The sequence below is a fragment of the Roseococcus suduntuyensis genome (assembly GCF_014196305.1).
Lineage (GTDB): Bacteria > Pseudomonadota > Alphaproteobacteria > Acetobacterales > Acetobacteraceae > Roseococcus > Roseococcus suduntuyensis.
Genome location: NZ_JACIDJ010000004.1, coordinates 41,691 through 62,119 on the forward strand (window position 1 = coordinate 41,691; position 20,429 = coordinate 62,119).

Genomic DNA, 20,429 nt, shown 5'->3' on the forward strand with positions numbered 1-20,429 from the left:
GGGTGTTACCCTTCGTTCACGGGAGGGGCAGCAAGGCCTCCGCCTCCGTCCACCAGCGCGCCACCAGTTCCGCGGCCGGCTCCGCCCGCGCCAGCGCCGCCCCCTGCCCCGCCCAGGCCTGCATGCGCGACACATCGCCCGCCGCCACGGCCTCGGCCCGCATCGGCGCGCTGAGGGTCCGCTGCACGGGATAGGGCGCGGCCGGCAGGTGCGCGAAGGCCTCGGTGGCGGAATTGCGGATGCCCCGCCCGGCGCGGCCCGAGAAGGCGCGGGTCAGCACCGTGTCCTCGGGGGCGGTGCGGGCCAGGGCATCGGCCCAGGCGGGCGCGATGGCCGCCTCGGGCGTGCGGAGGAAGGCCGTGCCCATCTGCACGGCGCTCGCGCCCAGGGTGAGCGCGGCGGCGATGCCGCGCCCGTCCATGATGCCGCCCGCCGCCACCACGGGCACCCGCAGCGCATCGGCCAGGCGGGGGATGAGGGCAAAGAGGGGGATGGCCTGGGCCTCGCCCCGCGCCGGGTCGAAGCTGCCGCGATGCCCGCCCGCCTCGGCGCCCTGGGCCACCACGGCGTCGGCGCCGGCGGCCTGGGCTGCCAATGCTTCGTCCAGCGTGGTGGCGTTGGCGATCCAGAGGATGCCGGCCGCCTTCAGCGCTGCCACGAAAGCTGCGTCCCACAACCCCATGATGGTCGAGACCACGCCAGCGCGCACCGCCAGCAGGGCTTCGCACTGCGCGGCGAAGTCCGGCAGGAAGGGGCCCTCGCCCGGCGCGGGCGGCAGGGGGCCGAGCGTGCCCAGCGCCTGGCGCGCGGCCTCCTCCCGCGCCGCGTCGCGCGGGGGCGGCGGGTCGGGCGTCCAGAGGTTCACCTGGAAGGCGCCGTTGCTGGAGGCGCGGAAGGACGCCGCCCAGGCCGCGATCTCGGCCGGCGAGGATTGCAGCGCGCCGAAGCCGCCCATGCCGCCGGCATTTGCGACGGCGGCGGCCAGCGCGGGTGGCGCGGCGCCGGCCATGGGCGCCTGCAGGATGGGGACCCGCAGGCCGAAGCGGGCGCAGAAGGCATCGGCACGGGCGCGGGCGGACATCATGCGGCCAGGGTGCGCCGCCCGGCTGGCCCGTCAAGATGGACGCGCGAACAAGCCGGCGGTAGCACTTACCCAGTTACAGCGGCCAGATAGGAATGCCATGAGTCCCGACAGCCTGCCGCCCGCACGCCCGCGCAAACTCTTCGGCACCGATGGAATCCGTGGCGTGGCCAACCGCCCGCCCATGGATGCCGGCACGGCGCTGCGCCTGGGCCAGGCGGCGGGGCGGTTCTTCAACCGAGGCACGCACCGGCATCGCGTGGTCATCGGCAAGGACACGCGGCTGTCGGGCTACATGCTGGAACCGGCGCTGACGGCGGGGTTCATCGGCGCGGGCATGGATGTGGTGCTGGTGGGGCCGCTGCCCACGCCCGCCATCGCGCTGCTGACGCGTTCGCTCCGCGCGGACCTGGGCGTCATGATCAGCGCCTCGCACAACCCGCACGAGGACAACGGCATCAAGCTCTTCGGCCCGGACGGCCTCAAGCTGTCCGATGAGCAGGAGGGCGAGATCGAGGCGCTGATGGGTGGCGACCTGAGCGCGGCACTCGTCTCGCCGGAGAAACTCGGCCGCGCCTCGCGCCTGGAGGATGCGCCTGGCCGCTACATCGAGGCCGCGAAGGCGAGCTTCCCGCGCGGCCTGACGCTGGAGGGGCTGCGCGTCATCGTGGATTGCGCGCATGGCGCCGCCTACAAGGTGGCCCCCACCGTGCTGTGGGAATTGGGCGCCGAGGTGGTCTCGGTCGGCGTGCAGCCCGATGGCTTCAACATCAACCGCGGCGTCGGCTCCACCTCGCCCAAGCAACTGGCCGAGATCGTGCGGGAACGCCGCGCCGATATCGGCATCGCGCTCGATGGCGACGCGGACCGGCTGGTGCTGGTGGACGAGGCCGGCGCGCCGGTGGATGGCGACCAGATCCTGGCGCTGATCGCGGAATCCTGGGCGCGCGAGGGAAGGCTCAAGGGGGGCGCGGTGGTGGCCACCGTCATGAGCAACATGGGGCTGGAACGCTTCCTGGGCCGCAAGGGCATCACCCTGCACCGCACCCCGGTGGGCGACCGCTATGTGGGCGAACGCATGCGCGAACTGGGCTGCAACCTCGGCGGGGAGCAATCCGGCCACATGATCATGAACGACTTCGGCACCACGGGCGACGGGCTGGTGGCCGCCCTCCAGGTCCTGGCCGTGCTGGTCGAGGAGAAGCGCCCCGCGAGCCAGGCCTGCAACCGCTTCACCCCCCTGCCCCAGCGCCTGGTGAACATCCGCTTCGCCGGCCCCTCGCCGCTGAAGGACGCCGGCGTGCAGGCGCTGATCGCGGAGGAGGAGGAGCGGCTGGGCACCCAGGGCCGCGTGCTGATCCGCGCCTCAGGCACCGAGCCCTTGATCCGCGTGATGGTGGAGGCCGAGGAGGAAAGCTTGCTGAACGAATCCCTGGACCGGCTCTGCGGCCCCATCCGCGTCAAGGCGGGTGCGGCATGAAGGGCCGCGTCCTCATCTGCGCGGGCTCCGATTCCGGGGGTGGCGCGGGCATCCAGGCCGACATCAAGGCGGTCACCGCGCTGGGCGGCTTCGCCATGACGGCCATCACGGCGCTGACGGCGCAGAACACGCTGGGCGTGCAGGGCGTGTTTCCCGTCCCCACGGATTTCATCGCGGCGCAGATCGCCTCCGTGATGGATGACCTGGGTGCCGACGCCATCAAGACCGGCATGCTGCACGACACGCCCACCATCAACCTGGTCTGCGACGAGCTGCTGGCGCGCGCCCCCGGCGTGCCCCTGGTGGCGGACCCCGTGATGGTGGCCAAGGGCGGCCACCGCCTGCTGGACCCCGAGGCGGTGGAGACGCTGATGCGCCGCCTGATGCCGATGGTGACGGTGCTGACGCCGAACATCCCCGAGGCCGAGGTGCTGGCGGGCATGGACATCCGGACCGAGGCCGACATGCTGCGCGCGGCCGAGGCGCTGCTGACGCTGGGCGTGCCCGCGGTGCTGCTCAAGGGCGGGCACATGGAGGGCGAGGTGCTGGTGGATTTGCTGGCCACGCCCGACGGCGTCACCCGCTTCGAAGAGCTGCGGATTGATACGCCGCACACCCATGGCACGGGCTGCACCCTCGCCTCCGCCATCGCCACCGGCCTCGCCCAGGGGATGCCGCTGCTGCCGGCGGTGGAGCGCGCGCGGCGCTATGTGCGCGCGGCCATCCAGTCGGCGCCGGGCTTCGGCGCGGGGCATGGGCCGCTGGACCATGGGGTGACGGTGGACCCGGCGCGGATCACCGCCGGCGGGGTCTGACCGGGGCGGTGCAACTGCGTCACCTGCCTTTGCCGCTGCTCGCCATGCCGATTGGGCTGGGCGGGCTTGGCCTCACCTGGCGCGACGCGGCGCGCAACCACGGCGCCTCGGCCCTGGTGGGCGAGGCGGTGATGGTGCTCGCCGTGCTGGCCTGGGGGCTGCTGATCGGCCTGCATCTGCTGCGCGCGCTGCGCCACCCCGATGCGGTGGCCGAGGATTGGCGCCACCCGGTGCGCGCCAGCTTCTTCGCCGCGGGCAGCATCGGCGCCATGGAGGTGGCGGCCGCCTTCATCCCCTGGGCGCCGGGCCTCGCGCGCTGGCTGCTGCTGCTGGCCATCGCCGCGCATGTGGGCGTGGCGCTGGCGTTGCTGGCGCGCTGCATCCGCGGCCATGGCCATGTGGACATGCTGGCCCCGCCCTTGCTGCTGCCGCTGGTGGGGCATGTGGTGGGGGCGATGTTCTGCGCGGCACTCGGCATGCAGGTGCTGGGCTGGATGCTGCTGGGGGTGGGGGGGCTGCTGTGGCTGCTGGTGATGCCGCTGCTGCTGTGGCGGCTGATCGCGCGGCCCGACCTGCCGCCGGCGCTGCGCCCCTCGCTGGCCATGTTCCTGGCGCCGCCCACGGTGGGCAGCCTGGCCGTGGCCTCGCTCGCGGGGGTGGGGCCATGGGTGCTGGCCCTGTTCGGGCTGTCCTGCTTCCTGCTGGCGCTGCTGGTGCTGGGGCTGCCCTACATGCTGGCGGCGGGCTTCACCCCGGCGCTGTGGTCCTTCACCTTCCCGCTGGCCAATTTCGCGGCGGTGATGGCGCTGGTGGCGCCGGGCGCCCCGGCCTGGGCGGCGCTGCTGGTGGTGACGGGCGTGATCGGGGTGATCCTGGCGCTGACCTTGCGCGCGGCCTGGGACGGGCGGCTGCTGGCGCCGCCTTGAGCGCACCTCAGCGCAGCTCCACCGCATAGCGCAGCGCGTCCGTCCGCAGCAGGGTGTGACGGTGCTCCACCCGCCGGTCCAGCACATCGAAGGCGACGCGCGAGATGGCGAGCAGCGGCGTGCCTTCCGGCACATCCAGACGCGCGGCGGCCTCGGCGGGGGCGGCGATGGCCGTCAGCCGTTCCTCCACGCGCAGCACCGTCACGCCGTGGTGACGCTGGTAGTGGACATAGAGCTCATCCTCCAGCACCTGGCCGAGCGGCAGGGCGAAGCCCGCGAAGAGCGTCGCCGGCAGGGCGATGGCCTCCAGCACCACGGGCCGGCCTTCCACCAGGCGCAGGCGTTCCATGGCCACCACGCGGGCGCGGGGCGCGAGGGAGAGCGCGGCCGCCTCCGCCCCGCGCGCGGGGCGGGTTTCCAGGAGATGCGCGATGGAGGTGGGCACGGGGCGCGCGCCGCCCGGCGTCTCCACGCGGAAGAAATGGAACAGGGCGCGGGCGGAGGTGGCCTCGGCCACATAGGTGCCCGCCCCCTGGCGGCGCTCGATGACGTGCTGCGCCTCAAGTGCCGCCAAGGCGCGGCGCAGCGTGCCCTGGCTGATGCCGTATTCGGCGGCGAGCACGGGCTCGGTCGGCAGCGCCGCCCCCGGCGCCCATTCGCCCGCGGCGATGCGCGCGCGCAGCGCGGCCTCGATACGGGCGTAGAGGGGCGCCGGCTGGGCCTTCAAGCAGGGCGACGCAGCCCGGGGGCGGGCTGCCCTTCGATCAGCACGTTCACCACCGCGGGCTTGCCGCTGGCGAAGGCGCGCTCCAGCGCGGGGTGGAGTTCCTCGAAGCGCGTCACGAACTCCCCATGGCCGCCGAGTGCCGCCGCCACCAGGTCGTAGCGCGTGGCCTTCCCCAGGTCGCAGCCATGGGCGCGGTCGGCGCCATAGTCGCGCTTCTGGATCTGGTATTCCGCGTTCCACACGCCGTCATTGCCGACGACGCAGACGAAGGGGAGGTTGTGGCGCACGGCGGTGTCGAACTCGGCCATGTGGAAGCCGAAGGTGCCATCGCCCATGCAGGCCACGACCTTGCCTTCCGGCCGCGCCGCGCGGGCGGCGATGGCGAAGCAGGTGACGGCACCGATGGCGCCCGCCACGCCATTCGTGATGCGCTCCCGCCCCTTCAGGATGGCCTGCATCCACTGCCCCACCTCGCCGCCATCGAGCATGAGGGAGGTGTCGTCGCCCAGGTGCTGTTGCAGCGCCATGGCCAGCGTGGCGGGGTGGATGGGGCCCTCCGCGCGGTCCTGATATTGCGCCCAGCCGGGTGGGCGATACGCCAGCACCTCGCGCGTGAAATCACCCCAGGCCGCGTTGGGGTGCGCGGTGGCGGCGGCGGCGAGTGCCGTGCAGGCCTCGATGGGCGAGGCCATGGCCACCAGGGCCAGCCTCTCACCCAGCCCCTTCTGCGCGCGGGTGACCAGCGCGGCATCGGGCTCGATGGCGATGAAGCGGGCCTTCGGCGCCGCGTTGCCGAACTTCAGCGTGAAGTCGAGCGGCTTGCCCAGCAGCACCAGCAGGTCCGCCTGTTCCAGCGCCTCGGCGATGGAGCCGAGCGAGGGGTCGTTCAGCCCGCGCGGGCTTTCCATCATGATGCTGGGCAGGCCGGTGGCCTTCTCCAGCGCGGCGCGGGCCTTGCTGCCCTCGGGGTTGTTCAGCGCGGAACCCACCACGATCAGCGGCTTTTGCGCGGCATTGATGACCCCCAGCACGGCGGCGCGGCTTTCGGGCGCGAGCGGCATGGCGGGTGCCGCATAGGCGGCCTCGTCGGGGAGGATGGGCTTGGCCTTGCCCTCCAGCACATCGGTGGGCAGCGAGATATGCACGGGACCGGGCCGCCCGCCGCGCGCGATGGAGAAGGCGCGCGCCACGTCCTGCGCCAGGCCCGCCGTGCTCTCGGCGAGCCAGGCGGCCTTGGTCAGCGGCGCGGCCATGGCCACCTGCGGCGTCTCCTGGAAGGCGCCCATGCCCAGCTGGTCCGTCGGCGCATGGCCGGACAGCAGCAGCACCGGCACCTCGCCCGCCATGGCCGTCGGCAGGGCCGCGCAGGCGTTGGAATGGCCCTGGCCGCCGGTGACCAGCGCCACGCCCACCTCGCCCGTCAGCCGCGCCCAGGCCTCGGCCATGTGGACGGCGGCGGCCTCGTGGCGGACATGGATGATGCTGATGTTGTCGCCGAAGGCCGCGTCATAGACCTCCATGATGTGGTTGCCGGAGAGGCTGAACACGCGGGTCACGCCGCCGCGCTTCAGTGCCCCCCAGAGGATGTCCGCGCCGCGGAGTTCGTGCTGCATCTTGGCTTTCCCCTTCGTCGAGGGGCGCAGCCTGCCCCGGTCTTGTATAAGACTCAAGCCCGGGGCAGAGTGCGGGGATGGAAACGGTCCCGAAGGGCGAAAATGCCCAAACTTCCCTGAAAGTCAGGGTCTGGCGCGGGGATGCGGCGGGCGGCGAGTTCCGCGAATACGCCGTCCCCGCGCGCGAGAACCAGACGGTGCTGGACGTGGTGACGCAGATCCAGCGCGAGATCGAGCCCGACCTCGCCTACCGCTTCGCCTGCCGCGTGGGCATGTGCGGAAGCTGCGCCATGGAGGTGAATGGCCGCGCCCGCTGGACCTGCCGGACCCATGTGAAGCGGGTCGCGGCACCCGGCGAGGCATTGGAAATCCGCCCGCTCGCGAACCTGCCCGTGATCCGTGACCTCGCCACCGACATGGCGCCCTTCTTCGACAAATGGGCAAGGGCGGGCGGCACCTTCCAGCCCAAGGACGCGCCCGATGGCGCGGTGCCGGCGGAGTTTTCCGTGGTGCCGCCGGAGAGCAAGCAACGGCGCGAGGCCGATGCCGGCATCGAGTGCATCGGCTGCGGCGTCTGCTACGCCTCCTGCGACATCGTGGCCTGGAACCCGGACTATCTCGGCCCCGCCGCCATGAACCGCGCCTGGACGCTGGTGAACGATGTGCGCGACGGCGCGCGGCGTGAGCGGCTGGAGGCCGTCAGCGGCGATGCGGGGTGCCATTCCTGCCACTCCACGCAATCCTGCACGGAGCGGTGCCCCAAGAACCTCGACCCCTCCTCGGCCATCGCGGGGCTGAAGCGCACGCTGTTCTGGGACAGCCTGTGGGGCCGGCTGCGATGAGCGCGCGGGCGGGGCGGCACCTGTGGGTGGCGCAGCGCGTCACGGCCATGTTCCTGGGCGTGGCGGTGCTGGTGCACCTGGTCACCATCATGGTGGCGGTGCGAGGCGGGCTGACCGCCACGGAAATCCTGGCCCGCACGCAAGGGGCCACGCTGTGGTTCGCCTTCTATGCCGCCTTCGCATTGGCCGCGGGGCTGCATGGCGCCATCGGGCTGCGCAACATCGCGATGGAGTGGCTGGGCTGGCGCGGGCGCGGCTTCGACTTCGCGTGGCTGGGCATCGGCGTCGTCACCGCGCTCTTCGGCGTGCGCGCCGCCTGGGGGCTTTATGTCTCCTGACATGCGCGGCCGCTCGCACCCCACCTACATCGCCTTCATCCTGCACCGGGTCTCGGGCCTGCTGCTGGCGCTGTTCCTGCCGCTGCATTTCTGGGCGCTGGGCCAGGCCATCCAGGGCGAGGCCGCGCTGGACGGCTTCCTGCGCTGGGCCGACAACCCGCTGGTCAAATTCGCCGAATGGGGGCTGGTGGTGCTGCTGGCGCTGCACCTGGCGGGCGGCCTGCGCGTGATGGCGCTGGAATTTCTCGGCTGGCGCGCGCGGCAGAAGGACATGGTGGCGATCAGCGCCGGCGTGGCCTTCGCGGCCGGCGTGCTCTTCCTGCTCAATGTGGGCTGAGATCCTCCTCGTCTCGGCGGGCGGGTTTCTCGCCGCCTTCTGCGCGAGCATCGCAGGCTTCGCCTTCGTGCTGGTGGGAGCGGCCGTGCTGCTGCAATTCATGGCGCCGGCGCTGGTGGCGCCCATCCTCGTCATCGGCAGCCTGATCGTGCAGGGCATCGGGACTATCGCCGTGTGGCGGGACATCCCGTGGCCGCGCATGTGGCTCTATGTGGGCACGGCGACGCTGGGCATCCCGATCGGGCTGGCGGTTCTGGCGCTGGGGCCGGCGCGCTGGATCGTGGCGGGTGTCGGTGTGCTGCTGGTGGTCTATGCGGGCTATACGCTGGCGCGCATCGCGCTGCGGATGGCGCCGCCCGCGCTGCGCGCCACGCGCGGGCATGATGTGGCGGTGGGCTTCGCGTCCGGCATATTGGGCGGCATCGGCGGCTATGTGGGCGCGCTGGTGGGCATGTGGGCCGACATGCAGGCCATGCCACCGCGCGACACGCGCGCGCTGATGCAGCCCTTCATCGCCATCATGCAGGCCATCACCATCCTGGGCCTCGCCTTCACCGGCTTCTTCACGCGCGAGGCCGCCATCCTGACCGCGACCGCCGTGCCCGCCTTGCTGCTGGGCACCTGGCTTGGCCTGCGCGCGGGCAAGCGCCTGCCCGCGCAGGGCTTTCGGCTGGTGCTGCTGAGCCTTCTGCTCGTCTCCGGCATCTTTCTGCTTTTGTGAGGGAAACGCCCATGTCCGTGATCACGACCCCCGACAAGCTGCGCGTCACCCCCGATGCCATCGAGGAGGCGGCCAAGCTTCTCTACATCCGCGCGCTGAAGATCTTGCCCGACGACATCAAGCAGGGCTTCTTCCGGCTGGACTCCACAGAAACCGATGGGCTGGCCAAGTCCGTGCTGGCCACCATGATCGAGAACATCGCGGTGGCCGAGCGTACGGAAAACCTGCTCTGCCAGGACACGGGCATTCCCATCTTCAACGTGCAGATCGGCCGCGACGTCGAGGTGGATGGCTGGGCGCTGAAGCAGGCCATCGCGCGCGGCACCGAGCGCGCGACGCGCGAACACCCGCTGCGCAGTTCCGTGGTGCACCCCATCACGCGGGTGAACGCGCACACCTCCTGCGGGGCGCATGTGCCGGTGATCCATGTTGATTTCGTGGAGACGCCGCGCACGCTGCGGCTGGAGATGATCCCGAAGGGCAGCGGGTCCGAAAACGGCTCCTTCCTGCAGATGCTGATCCCGGCCGATGGGCTGTCTGGCGTGAAGCGCTTCGTGGTGGATGCGGCGATCAAGGCCGGCGGGAAGGTATGTCCGCCCACCATCCTGGGCGTGGGCGTGGGCGGCACCAGCGACCTGTGCATGCACCTGGCGAAGGTAGCGGCGACGCGGCCGCTGGGCTCGGTCTGCGCCGATGCGGAAGGGGCGAAGCTGGAGGTGGAATTGTCGGAGGCGGTGAACTCGCTCGGCATCGGCCCGCAAGGCCTGGGCGGCGACAGCACCGCCTTCGCCGTGCATGTGGAGGTGGCGGCGACGCACATCACCATGAACCCTGTCGCCGTGAACGTGCAGTGCCATTCGGCGCGGCGGGCGTCGGCGACCTTCACGCCCGAGGGCGTGGTGGTGGGGTTCTGACGCCATGGCCCACCACATCCTCCACATGCCGGCAACCGAGGCCGACATCCGCAAGCTGCGCGTGGGTGACACCGTCACCTTGCAGGACACGCTCTTCGGCATCCGCGACGCCACGCAGATCCACATGTTCGACCGCGGCCGCCGCACGCGCTTCGACCTCAACGGTCATGCCGTGATCCACACCGCGCCCAACGTGCGAAAAGTGGACCCGAACCCTTCCGCTTCGCTGGCTCAAGAGCCAGCTACGCGCGGCACCAACCACTCCGGCTACGAAGCCGTCTGCATCGGCACCACCACCAGTGACCGCATGGAGCGCTTCACCCGCCCGCTGATGGAACGCGAGGGCGTGCGCATCATCATCGGCAAGGGCGGGCTGCGCGAGGACAGCGCGCGCGCCTTCCAGGAGCTGGGCGGCTGTTATCTCGCCGTCATCGGGGGTGCCGCGGCGCTCGAGACCACCTGGATCACGGCCATCGAGGACGTGGACATGGACGACCTCAACCCCGAAAGCCTCTGGCGCTTCGCCATCCGCGACTTCGGCCCGCTGATCGTGGGCATGGATAGCCATGGCGGCAGCCTCTACCGCGACGTGCAGGCGAGCGTGGAGGCGAAGCGCGCGGCCGTGCTGGCGAAGCTGGGGGCGGGGTGATGCTCCGCGCCACGCTGCTGTTGCTGGCCCTCGCCCTTCCCGCCGCCGCGCAACCCGCGCCCGCCCCGCCCGCCGCCGAGGATTGCGGCTGCGGCGTCCCCACCAATCCGCGAGGCCCGCGATGACCCACATCACCCGCCGCAGCACCGACATCCTCATCCTCGGCTCCGGCGGCGCCGGGCTGCTCGCGGCACTCCACGCGAAATCCGCGAACCCGGAGCTGCAGGTCACCGTCGCCGTGAAGGGGTTGCTCGGCAAATCCGGCTGCACGCGCATGGTGCAGGGCGGCTACAACGTGGCCCTCGCGGCCGGCGATTCCGCCGAGCGCCACTTCATGGACACGCTCGACGGCGGGAAATGGCTGAACGACCAGGACCTGGCCTGGACGCTGGTCACCGAGGCGCAGACCCGCATCCGCGAACTCGAAAACCGCTGGGGCTGCTTCTTCGACCGCAACCCGGACGGCACCATCCACCAGAAGGCCTTCGCCGGGCAGACCTTCGACCGCACCGTCCACAAGGGCGACCTGACCGGCATCGAGATCATCAACCGCCTGGCCGAACAGGTCTGGGCGCGGGGTATCGAGCGGCTGGAGGAACACCGGGCGCTCGCCCTCATCCGCAGCGCGGATGGCACGCGGATCAGCGGCGTGCTGCTGCTGGACATCCGGCGCGGTGGCTTCGTCTTCGTGCAGGCCAAGGCGGTGCTGCTCGGCACCGGCGGCGGGCCCACCATGTACAAGTACCACACCCCCTCGGGCGACAAGTCCTGCGACGGGATGGCGATGGCACTCCGCGCCGGCCTCGAACTGCGTGACATGGAGATGGTGCAGTTCCACCCCACGGGCGTGCTGGCCGGCCCTGGCACGCGCATGACGGGCACCATCATCGAGGAAGGCCTGCGCGGCGCCGGCGGCTATCTGCTGGACGGCAGCGGCCAGCGCTTCATGCACAACTACGACCCGCGCGGCGAGCGCGCGACGCGCGACATCGTCTCCCGTTCCATGGAGCGCGAGATCCAGGCCGGGCGCGTGAACGAGGCGGGCGGGCTGTGGCTGGAGATGAAGCATCTCGGCCCAGAGAAGGTCGCCAAGATGTTCAAGGGCATGGTGGAACGCTGCGCCGACATGGGCTTCGACCTGGCGGGTGACCGCGTGCCCGTCGTCCCCACCGCCCACTACATGATGGGCGGCGTGGTGTTCCGCGCCGATGGGTCCACCGCTCTGCCAGGCCTGTTCGCCGCGGGCGAGGACACGGGCGGGGTGCATGGCGCGAACCGCCTGGGCGGCAATGGCGTGGCCAATTCCACGGTCTTCGGCGGGCTGGCGGGCGATGCCATGGCGCGCTTCATCCCCCGCGACGGCGAACTCGCCCCCCCGGACGAGGCCGCGCTGGACGCCGCCATGGGCACCGCACTTGCCCCCTTCGGCCGCCGGCCCCAGCCGCTGGGCCCGCTGCGCGACGCGCTGGCAGCGCTGATGTGGGACAAGGCCGGCATCCTGCGTGACGCGGGCGGCCTGGCCGAAGCGCGCAGCGGCCTGGATGCGCTGGAGGCCGAACTCCAGGCGGCCGGCGTGGCGGACGGGATGCGCGGCTTCAACCTCTCCTGGGCCGACTGGCTGAACCTGGAAAGCCTCATCCTCATCAGCCGCGCCATCGTGGCGGCGGCCGAGGCGCGCGAGGAAAGCCGCGGCGCCCATTGGCGCGAGGATTTCCCGCAGACGAATGACGACGCGGCGGGCCTGAGCCACACCCTGGTCACGCTGGACGGCGGCGAGGTGCGGCTCGGCTGGCGCGACGTGGCCTTCACGCGCGTGCGCCCGGGGCAAAGCCTGCTCACCCCCCAAGCGGCGGAGTAGCCTTGCCCCGTGCGGGAAGGTCGGGCCAGATACCGCCATGCCCGACACCCACCTGCCCGCCGAGGCCCCGCCCCTTCCGACCTTCGGCGAGGCGCTGCGCGTCTGGGCGCGCATCGGCCTGCTCTCCTTCGGCGGGCCGGCCTCGCAGATCGCGCTCATGCAGCGCGAGGTGGTGGACCAGCGCCGCTGGGTCAGTGACGCTCGTTTCCTGCACGCGCTGAACTTCTGCATGCTGCTGCCGGGGCCCGAGGCCATGCAGCTCGCCACCTATCTCGGCTGGCTGATGCATGGGGTGAAGGGCGGCATCGCGGCGGGGCTGCTGTTCATCCTGCCCGGTGCGGCCGTGATCCTGGCACTCTCCTTCATCTATGCCTGGGCGGGCGAGGTGCCCATCGTGGCCGGCCTCTTCTTCGGGCTGAAATGCGCGGTGCTGGTGGTGGTGCTGGAGGCGCTGCTGAAGGTGGCCCGCCGCGCCCTGCATGGCGCCATCCCCTGGGCGGTGGCGGCGGCGGCCTTCACGGCGCTCTTCGTCTTCGGCGTGCCCTTCCCCGTGGTGGTGCTGCTGGCCGCCGGCATCGGCGCGGCCCTGCCCCAGGCCTTCGCGGGCGGCGGGCATGGGGGCGGGCGCGGCGGGGCCTCGGCGCTCGATGCCGCGCTGGCGGCCGACCCCGGGCGCATCGGGCTGATGGCGGCGGCCGCGCGGCGGGCCGGGCTGGTGTGCCTCGCCATGTGGATCTGGCCCGTGGCGCTGCTCTGGGTGCAGGGGGGCGTCTTCGCCGACATCGCGGGATTCTTCTCCGTGATGGCCGTGGTCACCTTCGGCGGCGCCTATGCGGTGCTGGCCTATGTCGCGCAGCAGGCGGTGGAGAACTACCAATGGCTCACCGCCAGCGACATGCTGGTGGGGCTGGGGCTCGCGGAGACCACCCCCGGCCCGCTCATCCTCGTGCTGCAATTCGTGGGCTTCCTGGCGGGGTTCCAGGCGGGCGGCGGCCTCTGGGCGGTGCTGGGCACGGTGCTGACGCTCTATATCACCTTCCTGCCCTGCTTCGCCTGGATCTTCCTGGGCGCCCCCTATGTGGAACGCCTGCACGACCAGCCGCGCCTCAAGGGCGCGCTGGCGGGTGTCACGGCCGCGGTGGTGGGCGTCATCGCGAACCTCGCCCTCTGGTTCGCGCTGCGCGTCCTCTTCGCGCGGATGGAGCCAGGCCCCTTCGCGCTCAGCCTGCCGGACCCGACCTCGCTGCAGCCCCTGGCGCTGGCGCTGGTGGTGGTGTCGGGTGTCGCGCTGTTTGTCCTGAAGCTGGGGCTGGTGCGGACGCTGGCGGTCTCGGCGGGGCTGGGCCTCGTGCTCAGCCTCCTCGTGGGGCTCTGAGCGCCCGCCAGACCTCGCGCAGCCCCTCGCCCTGCTGGCGCAGCCAGCCGCCGCTGACATAGGCGGCGGGTGCGCCGGGGTCGCCGGTGCGGGGGTAGTGGTCGCGCTTGAAATCCGCCGTGCCGAAGAGCCAGTCCCAGACGGGCAGCAGCACGCCGTAGTTCTTGCCGGAATTGCCCACGCTCAGCACGCCATGGTGCAGCCGGTGGAAGCGGGGCGAGACCAGCAGCCTCTCCCCCACCCGCCCGAAATCGAGCCGCACATTGGCGTGGCTCAGGCTTTCCGCGAGGCGCAGCACCAGCAGGATGACGGGGAACTGCGCCGGTGGCACGCCGATGGCGACCGCGATGATGCCGATCCAGGCGGCCGCGATGACGTCGTCCAGCACATGGTTGCGGTCATCGGTCCAGAAGGTCATCTGCGTCTGGGCGTGGTGAATGGAATGCAGCGCCCACCACCAGCGGAACTGGTGCTGGAAGCGGTGGCGCCAGTATTCGCCGAAATCCAGGATCACGATGTAGAGGGCCAGGGCCAGCAGCGGCCATTCGCGCAGGCCGGGGAGCAGCGTCTCCAGCGTGGGGGGCACGAAGCCGCTGTCCGCGATGGCGCCCTCGATGGCCACCGCCGCCCCCGAGAAGACCACGAATCCCAGCAACGGCAGCAGCCCGAGGCGCGCCAGCAGCGTGTAGGTGATGTCCGTCCAGACCACCCGGCGCGAGTCCCAGCGCTCCACCGGCCGCCAGCGTTCCAGCGGCAGGCAGACCAGGGCCACCACCAGCACCTGCACCACGCCGAACAGAAAAAAGCCCACCCAGTCGAAGGCATCATCCGCCCAGGCCATGAGGCCCAGTTCATACATCACCGGCTGGACCCAGGCGTGGAAGATCCAGGCCGTGACCTGGTCGTAGAGATCCTCGATGGCGGCGATCATGTGGGAATGCCCCCAATGGAAATGCCCCCAGGTGGGATGGGGGCGAAGCGGAAGCCGCGGGCGAGGAGGCCCTCGACCAGCGCGTCGAAGATGCCGGCGAAGGGTTCGCGGCGGGAGCGCACGCCCCAATGCATCACCAGCACCTCGCCATCGCGGATATTGGCGAGGTTGCGGCGCAGCAGGGCAGCGTTGGGGTGGGCGTCGGCGGGCAATTCGTCGCCCAGGAAGCCGCGCGGCGTCCAGCCCTGGTGGCGCAGCCCGCAGGCTTCGGCCATGCGGCGGGCGTTGGGGGTCAGGATGCCACCCGGCGCGCGCCACAGCGGCAGCACCTCGGCGCCGGGGGCCAGGGCGCGCAGGGCCGCGATCGGCCGCGCCAATTCGTCGCAGAGCGCCGCCTCGTTCAGCACCTCGCTGCCCTCGTTCTGGCGCGAGGTGTAGGTCACGCGCCCCGGCCCCGGGTCGCCCCGGAAATACCAGTGGCGCCAGGTGTGGCTGGCGAAGACGTGGCCCTCATTCACCCGGGCGCGCCAGAAGGGCGCCCAGCTTTCTTCCAGCTGCCGGTCGCCGCGATGGGTGCGTTCATTGGCGACGAAGAGCGTGGCGCGGATGGCGTGGCGGCGCAGCGTGGCGGCGATCTGCTCGGCCTCGCGCGACCAGCCGGTGTCGATGGTGAGGTAGAGCGTGCCACCCGAGGTCTGCGCCCGCGCGAGGGCCGGCGCGGCCAGCAGCGCCGCAAGCGCCCGGCGCCTCACCTGGGCGGGGCCGCGTTCACGCGGGTGGTGGGGGCGGGCTGCTCGGCCAGGGCCAGCTCCATCGGGCGTGGGCCGCTGGCCGCACCCGGCATGCGAAGGGCGAAATCCGCCCCCACGCCGGGCCGGCGCGGCATGACGAAGATCCCGTGCGGGCTGCGCCCCACCCGGATTTGCGCGTGGTCGCCGGTCGCGGGGTCCAGGATCAGCACGCGGCCGATCCAGCGCAGCGTGGCATAGATGCGCCCGTCGGGGTCGAAGGCGATGCAGTCCGGCCCGCCCGGCACCTCGAAGATGCGCCGGACCTCCAGCGTCTCGGCATCAATTTCCGCGATGCGGCTTTCCACGCGCGAGGTCGCGTAGAGGAAGCGCCCATCGGGCGAGGGAAAGACGTTGTGCGCGCCCCGCCCCACCCGGAAGGCGGTGGTGACGGCACGCGTCTCGGGGTCCAGCGCCACGAAGTCATCGCGGCCCATCAGCCCCACCAGCAGCCGCCCGCGGTGCCAGATGATGCCCGCGGGCTCCGGCCCCACATCCTGGATCCAGGCGGTGGTCATGCTGGCCATCTCGATCGCCGCCACCTGCCCGCGCCCCTGCAGCGTCACATAGGCCCAGCGGCTGTCGGGGCTGAAGGCGATGTGGCTCGGCATGCCCGGGTGGCGCAGCCGCTGCTGGAGCTCCAGCGTGGCGGCGTCATAGATGTCCACCTGGTTGCGGCGCAGGCTGGCCACGACGAAGTGCCTGCCATCGGGGCTGAATTCCAGGTGGTAGGGGTTGCTGATGCGCAGCCGCCGCAGCACCTCGCCGCCCACGGGGTCGAGGAAGAGCAGCTCGTTCCCCCCGGAATCGCCCACCACCACCTCACGCCCATCAGGGGTGACGACCAGGTGGTGCACCTCCCGCAGCACGGGGATACGGCGGATTTCCTCGCGCGCCACGGCGTCGATCACCGAGATGGAGGCATCGCCCGAATTCAGCACGAAGATGGTGTCCGCCCGGGCCGGCAGAAAGGCCGCGCCGAGGAACAGGAAGGCAAGGAACAGGTGCCGCATGGGCAAGGCTTTCAACGGGCGGGAGTGGCACCCATCCATAGCATGGCGCGCGCCATGTCACACCGGCTTGAATTCCAGCGCGGCGCCATTGATGCAGTAGCGCAGCCCCGTGGGTTCCGGGCCATCGGGGAAGACATGGCCCAGATGCCCGCCGCAGGCGGCGCAATGCACCTCGGTGCGGCGCATGAAGAAGCTGTTGTCCTCCGTCTCGCCCACATTGCCCTCGATGCGCGAATGGAAGGAGGGCCAGCCCGTGCCGCTCTCGAACTTGGTGTCGCTCTCGAACAGCGGCGTGCCGCAGCCGGCGCAGTGGAACACGCCCTCCCGCTTCTCGGCGTTGAGCGGCGAGGTGCCGGCGCGTTCGGTCGCGTGCTGGCGCAGCACGCGGAAGGCCATGGGGTCCAGCGCCGCGCGCCATTCCTCCTCGCTGCGCTGGATGGGGAAATCCGTGGTGGCGGGCTTGGATTTGAAGAACATGGCTCAGGCCCCCACCGGGTTGAGGCGCGCGGCGAAGCTCTTGCGGAACTTGGCCACCTTGGGCGCGATGACGGCGCGGCAATAGCCGGACCAGGGGTTCAGGCGGAAATAGTCCTGGTGCTCGGGCTCGGCCGGCCAGAAGGCGCCGGCGGGGACGAGTTCCGTGACCAGCGGCGCGCCCCAGATGCCGGCGGCCTCGATCTCGGCCATCACGGCGCGGGCGGTTTCCATCTGGGCCTCATCCTCGGCCAGGATGATGGAGCGGTATTGCGGGCCCACATCCGCCCCCTGGCGGTCCTTCGTCGTGGGGTCGTGCAGGGTGAAGAACATCCGCAGCAGGTCGGAATAGGAGACGACCTCGGGGTCGAATCCCACGCGCACCACCTCGGCATGGCCGGTCTTCTTGCCGCAGACCTGCTCATAGGTCGGGTTCTGGGCATGGCCCCCGGCATAGCCGGACACCACCTGCCGCACCCCGGAGACGTCGCGATAGGCGGCGTCCAGGCACCAGAAGCACCCCCCGCCCAGCGTCGCGTATTCCATGATGCCCTCCTTCCTGCTCAAGCCCTTTAGATGGGGAAGAGGGGCCATGCGCGTAAGGCCCCCCACAAGACCCTGGACGGATCGCGCGCGCTCTTCCACATGGCGATGCATGACGACCGACGACCTCTCTCCTTCCCAGGCTCACGACATCCTCGTCATCGGCGGCGGGGTGAATGGCGCGGGCATCGCGCGGGACCTGGCCGGGCGCGGCTATTCCGTGCTGCTGGCCGAGCGGGGGGATCTGGCGGGCGCCACCTCCTCCAACTCGTCCAAGCTGATCCATGGCGGGCTGCGCTACCTGGAGCATTACGAATTCCGCCTGGTGCGCGAGGCGCTGGCCGAACGCGAAGTGCTGCTGCGCGTGGCCCCCCACATCATCTGGCCGCTGCGCTTCGTCCTGCCCCACCGGCCCGAGATGCGCCCGCGCTGGATGATCCGCGCGGGGCTGTTCCTCTATGACCACCTGGCGCGGCGCGTCTCCCTGCCGGCCGCGGAGGGCTTCCGCACCGACGCGAACCCGCTGGGCGCCGCGCTGAAGCCCGCCATCACCCACGCCTTCGCCTATTCGGACGCCTGGGTGGAGGACAGCCGCCTCGTGCTTCTGCTGGCGCGCGACGCCGCGCTGCGCGGGGCCGACATCCGCACCCGCACCGAATTCGAGGGCGCCACCCGCCATGAAGGCCATTGGGAGGTGCGGCTGCGCGGCTCCGACGCCCAAGGGCAGCGCTTCCGCGTCCGCGCCATCGTCAACGCCGCCGGCCCCTGGGTGCAGGAGGCGCTGGATTCCACCGCCGTGCCCCGCCCCGGCGCGGTGCGCCTGATCCGCGGCAGCCACATCATCGTGCCGCGCCTCTACGAAGGGGAGCACGCCTTCATCCTGCAGAATGACGACCGGCGCGTGGTCTTCGTCATCCCCTATGAGGGGGAGTTCTCCCTCATCGGCACCACCGACGTGCCGCATGAGGGCGGCCCCGCCCTCTGCACGCCGGAGGAGACGGCCTATCTCTGCACCGCCGTCTCGCGCCAGCTCCGCCGCCCCGTCTCGCCGGTGGATGTGGTGCACAGCTATTCGGGCGTGCGCCCCCTCTATGATGACGGTGCCACGGACCCCTCGGCCGTCACGCGCGACTATGTGCTGAAGCTGGACACCAAGGCGGCGCCGCTGCTCAGCGTCTATGGCGGCAAGATCACGACCTTCCGGCGCCTGGCGGAGGAGGCGGCGGGCCAGGTGGGCGCCGCCCTCGGCCGGGCCGGCACGCCCTGGACCGCCACGGCCACCCTGCCCGGCGGCGACATCACCGACCGCGCGGCTTTCGCGGCCGAGATGGCGCGTGCCCTGCCCTTCCTCGATGCGCGCCATCTGCCCCGCCTGATCCGCACCCATGGCAGCCTGCTGCCCGAGGTCTTCGCGGGGGGCAGCGCGGGGGCCGATCTCGGCGCGGGGCTGACCGAGGCGGAACTGGACTGGATGCTGCGCCACGAATGGGCGCGCACGGCCGAGGACGTGCTGTGGCGCCGCACCAAGCTCGGCCTGCACATGACGCGGGCCGCGCAGGACCGGCTGGCCCAGCGCCTCACGCCCGTGACGGCCGCCTGAGCCTCAGTCCGGCCGCACCAGCGCGCCGATCTGGAACAGCAGCCCGCATTCGTCGATGCTGTTCCACTCCTCGGCCACCTTGCCGTTCTCGAAGCGGTAGATGTCGGTCGCGCTGAAGGTGACCGGCCGGTGCGTGGCCGCATAGGTGCGCGAGGGGTCCGTCAGGTCGGTGAAGGGGCCCTCATGGCTGCCCACCGCGCTCCAGCGGCAGACGACGCGGTCGCCGTCGCCCAGCAGGTGCTCGACCGTGTAGCGGGCGGGGAAGGCCGTGAGGAAGCCGCCGATGGCCGCCTTGCAGGCCGCGAAGCCGATGATGGGCGGCAGGCCCGGGAAGCGGCAGACGTAGTTCTCGGCAAAGACCTCGTCCATGATGTCGATGTCGCCGGCGGTGAAGCCGACCTCATAGACCTTGCGGATCAAGGCCATGTTCCGCTGGGTCTCTTGCATTCTGGTACACCTGAAGTGGGAAGTGTGACCTACACCCGAAGTGGTTATGTTTCCATGAGGGAATGAGTCCGCGCTTGAGGCCGGGCGGATGACCCGGCCGCCGATCCGCGCTATCGCTCATCCAGGCAACAAGGGCGGAGGATGCGCGATGGACGGCATGACGGATGAGGCGACCACGCCGATCCTGACGGTGGAGGGCGCCATCGCCACCATCCGCCTCAACCGCCCCCGCGTCCACAACCGCATCGAACCCGCGGACCTGCTGGCGCTGTCCGGGCACCTGGCCGCCATCGAGGCCGACGCTGGCATCCGCGTCGCCATCCTGACGGGCACGGGCAAGTCCTTTTCCTCGGGCTACCACCTGGGCGACCTGGCCGCCCGGCCGGGGGCGGAGGTGACGGCGCGGGCGGATGGCCCCTCCTTCGAGGGGGTGGCCACGCAGTTGGAAAACCTGCGCGTGCCCGTGATCTGCCGGCTGAATGGCGGGGTCTATGGCGGCTCGACCGACCTGGCCCTGTGCTGCGACTTCCGCATCGGCGTGGACACGGCCGAGATGATGATGCCGGCGGCCAAGCTGGGGGTGCATTACTACCCCTCGGGCATGCTGCGCTATGTCAGCCGCCTCGGGCTGAACGCCGCAAAGAAGCTGTTCCTGACGGCCGAGACCATCAAGGCGCCCGAGATGCTGGCCATCGGCTATCTCACCGAGATGCTGCCGGCCGAGGCGCTGGACGCGCGGGTGCGGGCGCTGGCCGAGCGGATCGCGGCCATGGCGCCGCTGGCCGTGCAGGGCATCAAGCGCAGCCTGAACGAGATCGCCCGGCAGGATTTCGACGAGGCGGGGGCGCTGGCGCGGGCCAATGCCAGCCAGGCGAGCGAGGATCTGAAGGAAGGGCTGGCGGCGTTTAGGGAGAAGCGGGCGCCGGTGTTCCACGGGCGGTAGGCCCATCGGGGCGA

23 protein-coding genes are annotated in these 20,429 nt (G+C 71.4%); 14 read left to right on the top strand and 9 right to left on the bottom strand.

Features of this window, described 5'->3' with window-relative positions:
- Window positions 1–16: 16 nt before the first annotated feature.
- Window positions 17–1,081 carry an NAD(P)H-dependent flavin oxidoreductase gene (locus tag GGQ83_RS12385; RefSeq protein ID WP_184384455.1) on the bottom strand — a complete coding sequence of 355 codons (1,065 nt, stop codon included), beginning with the start codon at window positions 1,079–1,081 and terminating at the stop codon, window positions 17–19.
- 100 nt (window positions 1,082–1,181) lie between these two features.
- On the opposite strand from GGQ83_RS12385, the gene glmM reads away from it, so the two are divergent.
- The 3 genes from glmM to GGQ83_RS12400 are packed head-to-tail and all read left to right on the top strand — an operon-like array spanning window position 1,182 to window position 4,302.
- A complete protein-coding gene (gene glmM / locus GGQ83_RS12390; protein WP_184384457.1) occupies window positions 1,182–2,561 on the top strand; it encodes a phosphoglucosamine mutase in 1,380 nt (459 codons plus the stop codon).
- Window positions 2,558–3,376: a bifunctional hydroxymethylpyrimidine kinase/phosphomethylpyrimidine kinase gene (thiD, locus tag GGQ83_RS12395; protein ID WP_184384458.1), complete on the top strand. Its 819-nt coding sequence runs from the start codon at window positions 2,558–2,560 to the stop codon at window positions 3,374–3,376. The genes glmM and thiD overlap by 4 nt, the downstream gene beginning before the upstream one ends.
- Before the next feature lie 8 nt (window positions 3,377–3,384).
- Window positions 3,385–4,302: a TDT family transporter gene (locus GGQ83_RS12400; protein WP_184384460.1), complete on the top strand. Its 918-nt coding sequence runs from the start codon at window positions 3,385–3,387 to the stop codon at window positions 4,300–4,302.
- A gap of 7 nt (window positions 4,303–4,309) precedes the next feature.
- Here GGQ83_RS12400 and GGQ83_RS12405 read toward each other — a convergent pair whose 3' ends face one another.
- Window positions 4,310–5,029, bottom strand: coding sequence for a GntR family transcriptional regulator (locus GGQ83_RS12405; RefSeq protein ID WP_184384462.1), 720 nt, complete (start codon window positions 5,027–5,029; stop codon window positions 4,310–4,312).
- On the bottom strand, window positions 5,026–6,642 hold the full coding sequence (locus tag GGQ83_RS12410) for a thiamine pyrophosphate-binding protein (RefSeq protein ID WP_184384464.1): 1,617 nt from the start codon (window positions 6,640–6,642) through the stop codon (window positions 5,026–5,028). Before GGQ83_RS12410 ends, GGQ83_RS12405 begins: the two co-directional genes overlap by 4 nt.
- 77 nt (window positions 6,643–6,719) lie before the next feature.
- Between GGQ83_RS12410 and GGQ83_RS12415 the strand changes: the two genes are divergently transcribed.
- The 9 genes from GGQ83_RS12415 to chrA are packed head-to-tail and all read left to right on the top strand — an operon-like array spanning window position 6,720 to window position 13,676.
- A complete protein-coding gene (locus tag GGQ83_RS12415; RefSeq protein WP_184384466.1) occupies window positions 6,720–7,484 on the top strand; it encodes a succinate dehydrogenase/fumarate reductase iron-sulfur subunit in 765 nt (254 codons plus the stop codon).
- Complete coding sequence (locus GGQ83_RS12420) at window positions 7,481–7,822, top strand: succinate dehydrogenase (protein WP_184384468.1); 342 nt, start codon at window positions 7,481–7,483, stop codon at window positions 7,820–7,822. The genes GGQ83_RS12415 and GGQ83_RS12420 overlap by 4 nt, the downstream gene beginning before the upstream one ends.
- Window position 7,823: 1 nt before the next feature.
- The gene (gene sdhC, locus GGQ83_RS12425) at window positions 7,824–8,159 is read left to right on the top strand and encodes a succinate dehydrogenase, cytochrome b556 subunit (protein WP_184384470.1); all 336 of its coding nucleotides are present in this window, start codon (window positions 7,824–7,826) and stop codon (window positions 8,157–8,159) included.
- Window positions 8,149–8,880, top strand: coding sequence for a sulfite exporter TauE/SafE family protein (locus tag GGQ83_RS12430; protein ID WP_184384472.1), 732 nt, complete (start codon window positions 8,149–8,151; stop codon window positions 8,878–8,880). The genes sdhC and GGQ83_RS12430 overlap by 11 nt, the downstream gene beginning before the upstream one ends.
- Before the next feature lie 11 nt (window positions 8,881–8,891).
- Window positions 8,892–9,794: a fumarate hydratase gene (locus tag GGQ83_RS12435; RefSeq protein WP_184384474.1), complete on the top strand. Its 903-nt coding sequence runs from the start codon at window positions 8,892–8,894 to the stop codon at window positions 9,792–9,794.
- 4 nt (window positions 9,795–9,798) lie between these two features.
- Window positions 9,799–10,443, top strand: coding sequence for a fumarate hydratase C-terminal domain-containing protein (locus GGQ83_RS12440; protein WP_184384477.1), 645 nt, complete (start codon window positions 9,799–9,801; stop codon window positions 10,441–10,443).
- Complete coding sequence (locus tag GGQ83_RS20160; protein WP_260170821.1) at window positions 10,443–10,568, top strand: hypothetical protein; 126 nt, start codon at window positions 10,443–10,445, stop codon at window positions 10,566–10,568. Before GGQ83_RS12440 ends, GGQ83_RS20160 begins: the two co-directional genes overlap by 1 nt.
- Window positions 10,565–12,301, top strand: coding sequence for an L-aspartate oxidase (locus GGQ83_RS12445; RefSeq protein ID WP_184384479.1), 1,737 nt, complete (start codon window positions 10,565–10,567; stop codon window positions 12,299–12,301). Before GGQ83_RS20160 ends, GGQ83_RS12445 begins: the two co-directional genes overlap by 4 nt.
- Window positions 12,302–12,338: 37 nt before the next feature.
- A complete protein-coding gene (gene chrA, locus GGQ83_RS12450; protein ID WP_184384481.1) occupies window positions 12,339–13,676 on the top strand; it encodes a chromate efflux transporter in 1,338 nt (445 codons plus the stop codon).
- Here the strand turns inward: chrA and GGQ83_RS12455 are convergent.
- Genes GGQ83_RS12455 through msrA form a run of 5 tightly spaced genes read right to left on the bottom strand, consistent with a single transcriptional unit; the run spans window position 13,654 to window position 17,428 of the window.
- A complete protein-coding gene (locus tag GGQ83_RS12455) occupies window positions 13,654–14,607 on the bottom strand; it encodes a sterol desaturase family protein (RefSeq protein ID WP_184384483.1) in 954 nt (317 codons plus the stop codon). The two genes, chrA and GGQ83_RS12455, sit on opposite strands and share 23 nt — an antisense overlap.
- The gene (locus GGQ83_RS12460; RefSeq protein WP_184384485.1) at window positions 14,604–15,359 is read right to left on the bottom strand and encodes a polysaccharide deacetylase family protein; all 756 of its coding nucleotides are present in this window, start codon (window positions 15,357–15,359) and stop codon (window positions 14,604–14,606) included. The genes GGQ83_RS12455 and GGQ83_RS12460 overlap by 4 nt, the downstream gene beginning before the upstream one ends.
- Window positions 15,356–16,408, bottom strand: a complete 1,053-nt coding sequence (locus GGQ83_RS12465) for a YncE family protein (RefSeq protein ID WP_184384487.1) — start codon at window positions 16,406–16,408, stop codon at window positions 15,356–15,358. The genes GGQ83_RS12460 and GGQ83_RS12465 overlap by 4 nt, the downstream gene beginning before the upstream one ends.
- A 57-nt stretch (window positions 16,409–16,465) precedes the next feature.
- Complete coding sequence (gene msrB / locus GGQ83_RS12470; protein WP_184384489.1) at window positions 16,466–16,885, bottom strand: peptide-methionine (R)-S-oxide reductase MsrB; 420 nt, start codon at window positions 16,883–16,885, stop codon at window positions 16,466–16,468.
- Window positions 16,886–16,888: 3 nt separating this feature from the next.
- Window positions 16,889–17,428 carry a peptide-methionine (S)-S-oxide reductase MsrA gene (gene msrA, locus GGQ83_RS12475; RefSeq protein WP_184384491.1) on the bottom strand — a complete coding sequence of 180 codons (540 nt, stop codon included), beginning with the start codon at window positions 17,426–17,428 and terminating at the stop codon, window positions 16,889–16,891.
- 109 nt (window positions 17,429–17,537) lie between these two features.
- On the opposite strand from msrA, the gene glpD reads away from it, so the two are divergent.
- Complete coding sequence (glpD, locus tag GGQ83_RS12480; RefSeq protein WP_184384492.1) at window positions 17,538–19,025, top strand: glycerol-3-phosphate dehydrogenase; 1,488 nt, start codon at window positions 17,538–17,540, stop codon at window positions 19,023–19,025.
- A gap of 3 nt (window positions 19,026–19,028) precedes the next feature.
- On the opposite strand, the gene GGQ83_RS12485 is transcribed toward glpD, so the two are convergent.
- A complete protein-coding gene (locus GGQ83_RS12485) occupies window positions 19,029–19,472 on the bottom strand; it encodes an ester cyclase (protein ID WP_184384494.1) in 444 nt (147 codons plus the stop codon).
- A 148-nt stretch (window positions 19,473–19,620) separates the two neighbouring features.
- Here GGQ83_RS12485 and GGQ83_RS12490 point away from each other — a divergent pair, with 148 nt between their 5' ends.
- Window positions 19,621–20,415 carry an enoyl-CoA hydratase/isomerase family protein gene (locus GGQ83_RS12490; protein ID WP_207018202.1) on the top strand — a complete coding sequence of 265 codons (795 nt, stop codon included), beginning with the start codon at window positions 19,621–19,623 and terminating at the stop codon, window positions 20,413–20,415.
- Window positions 20,416–20,429 lie beyond the last annotated feature (14 nt).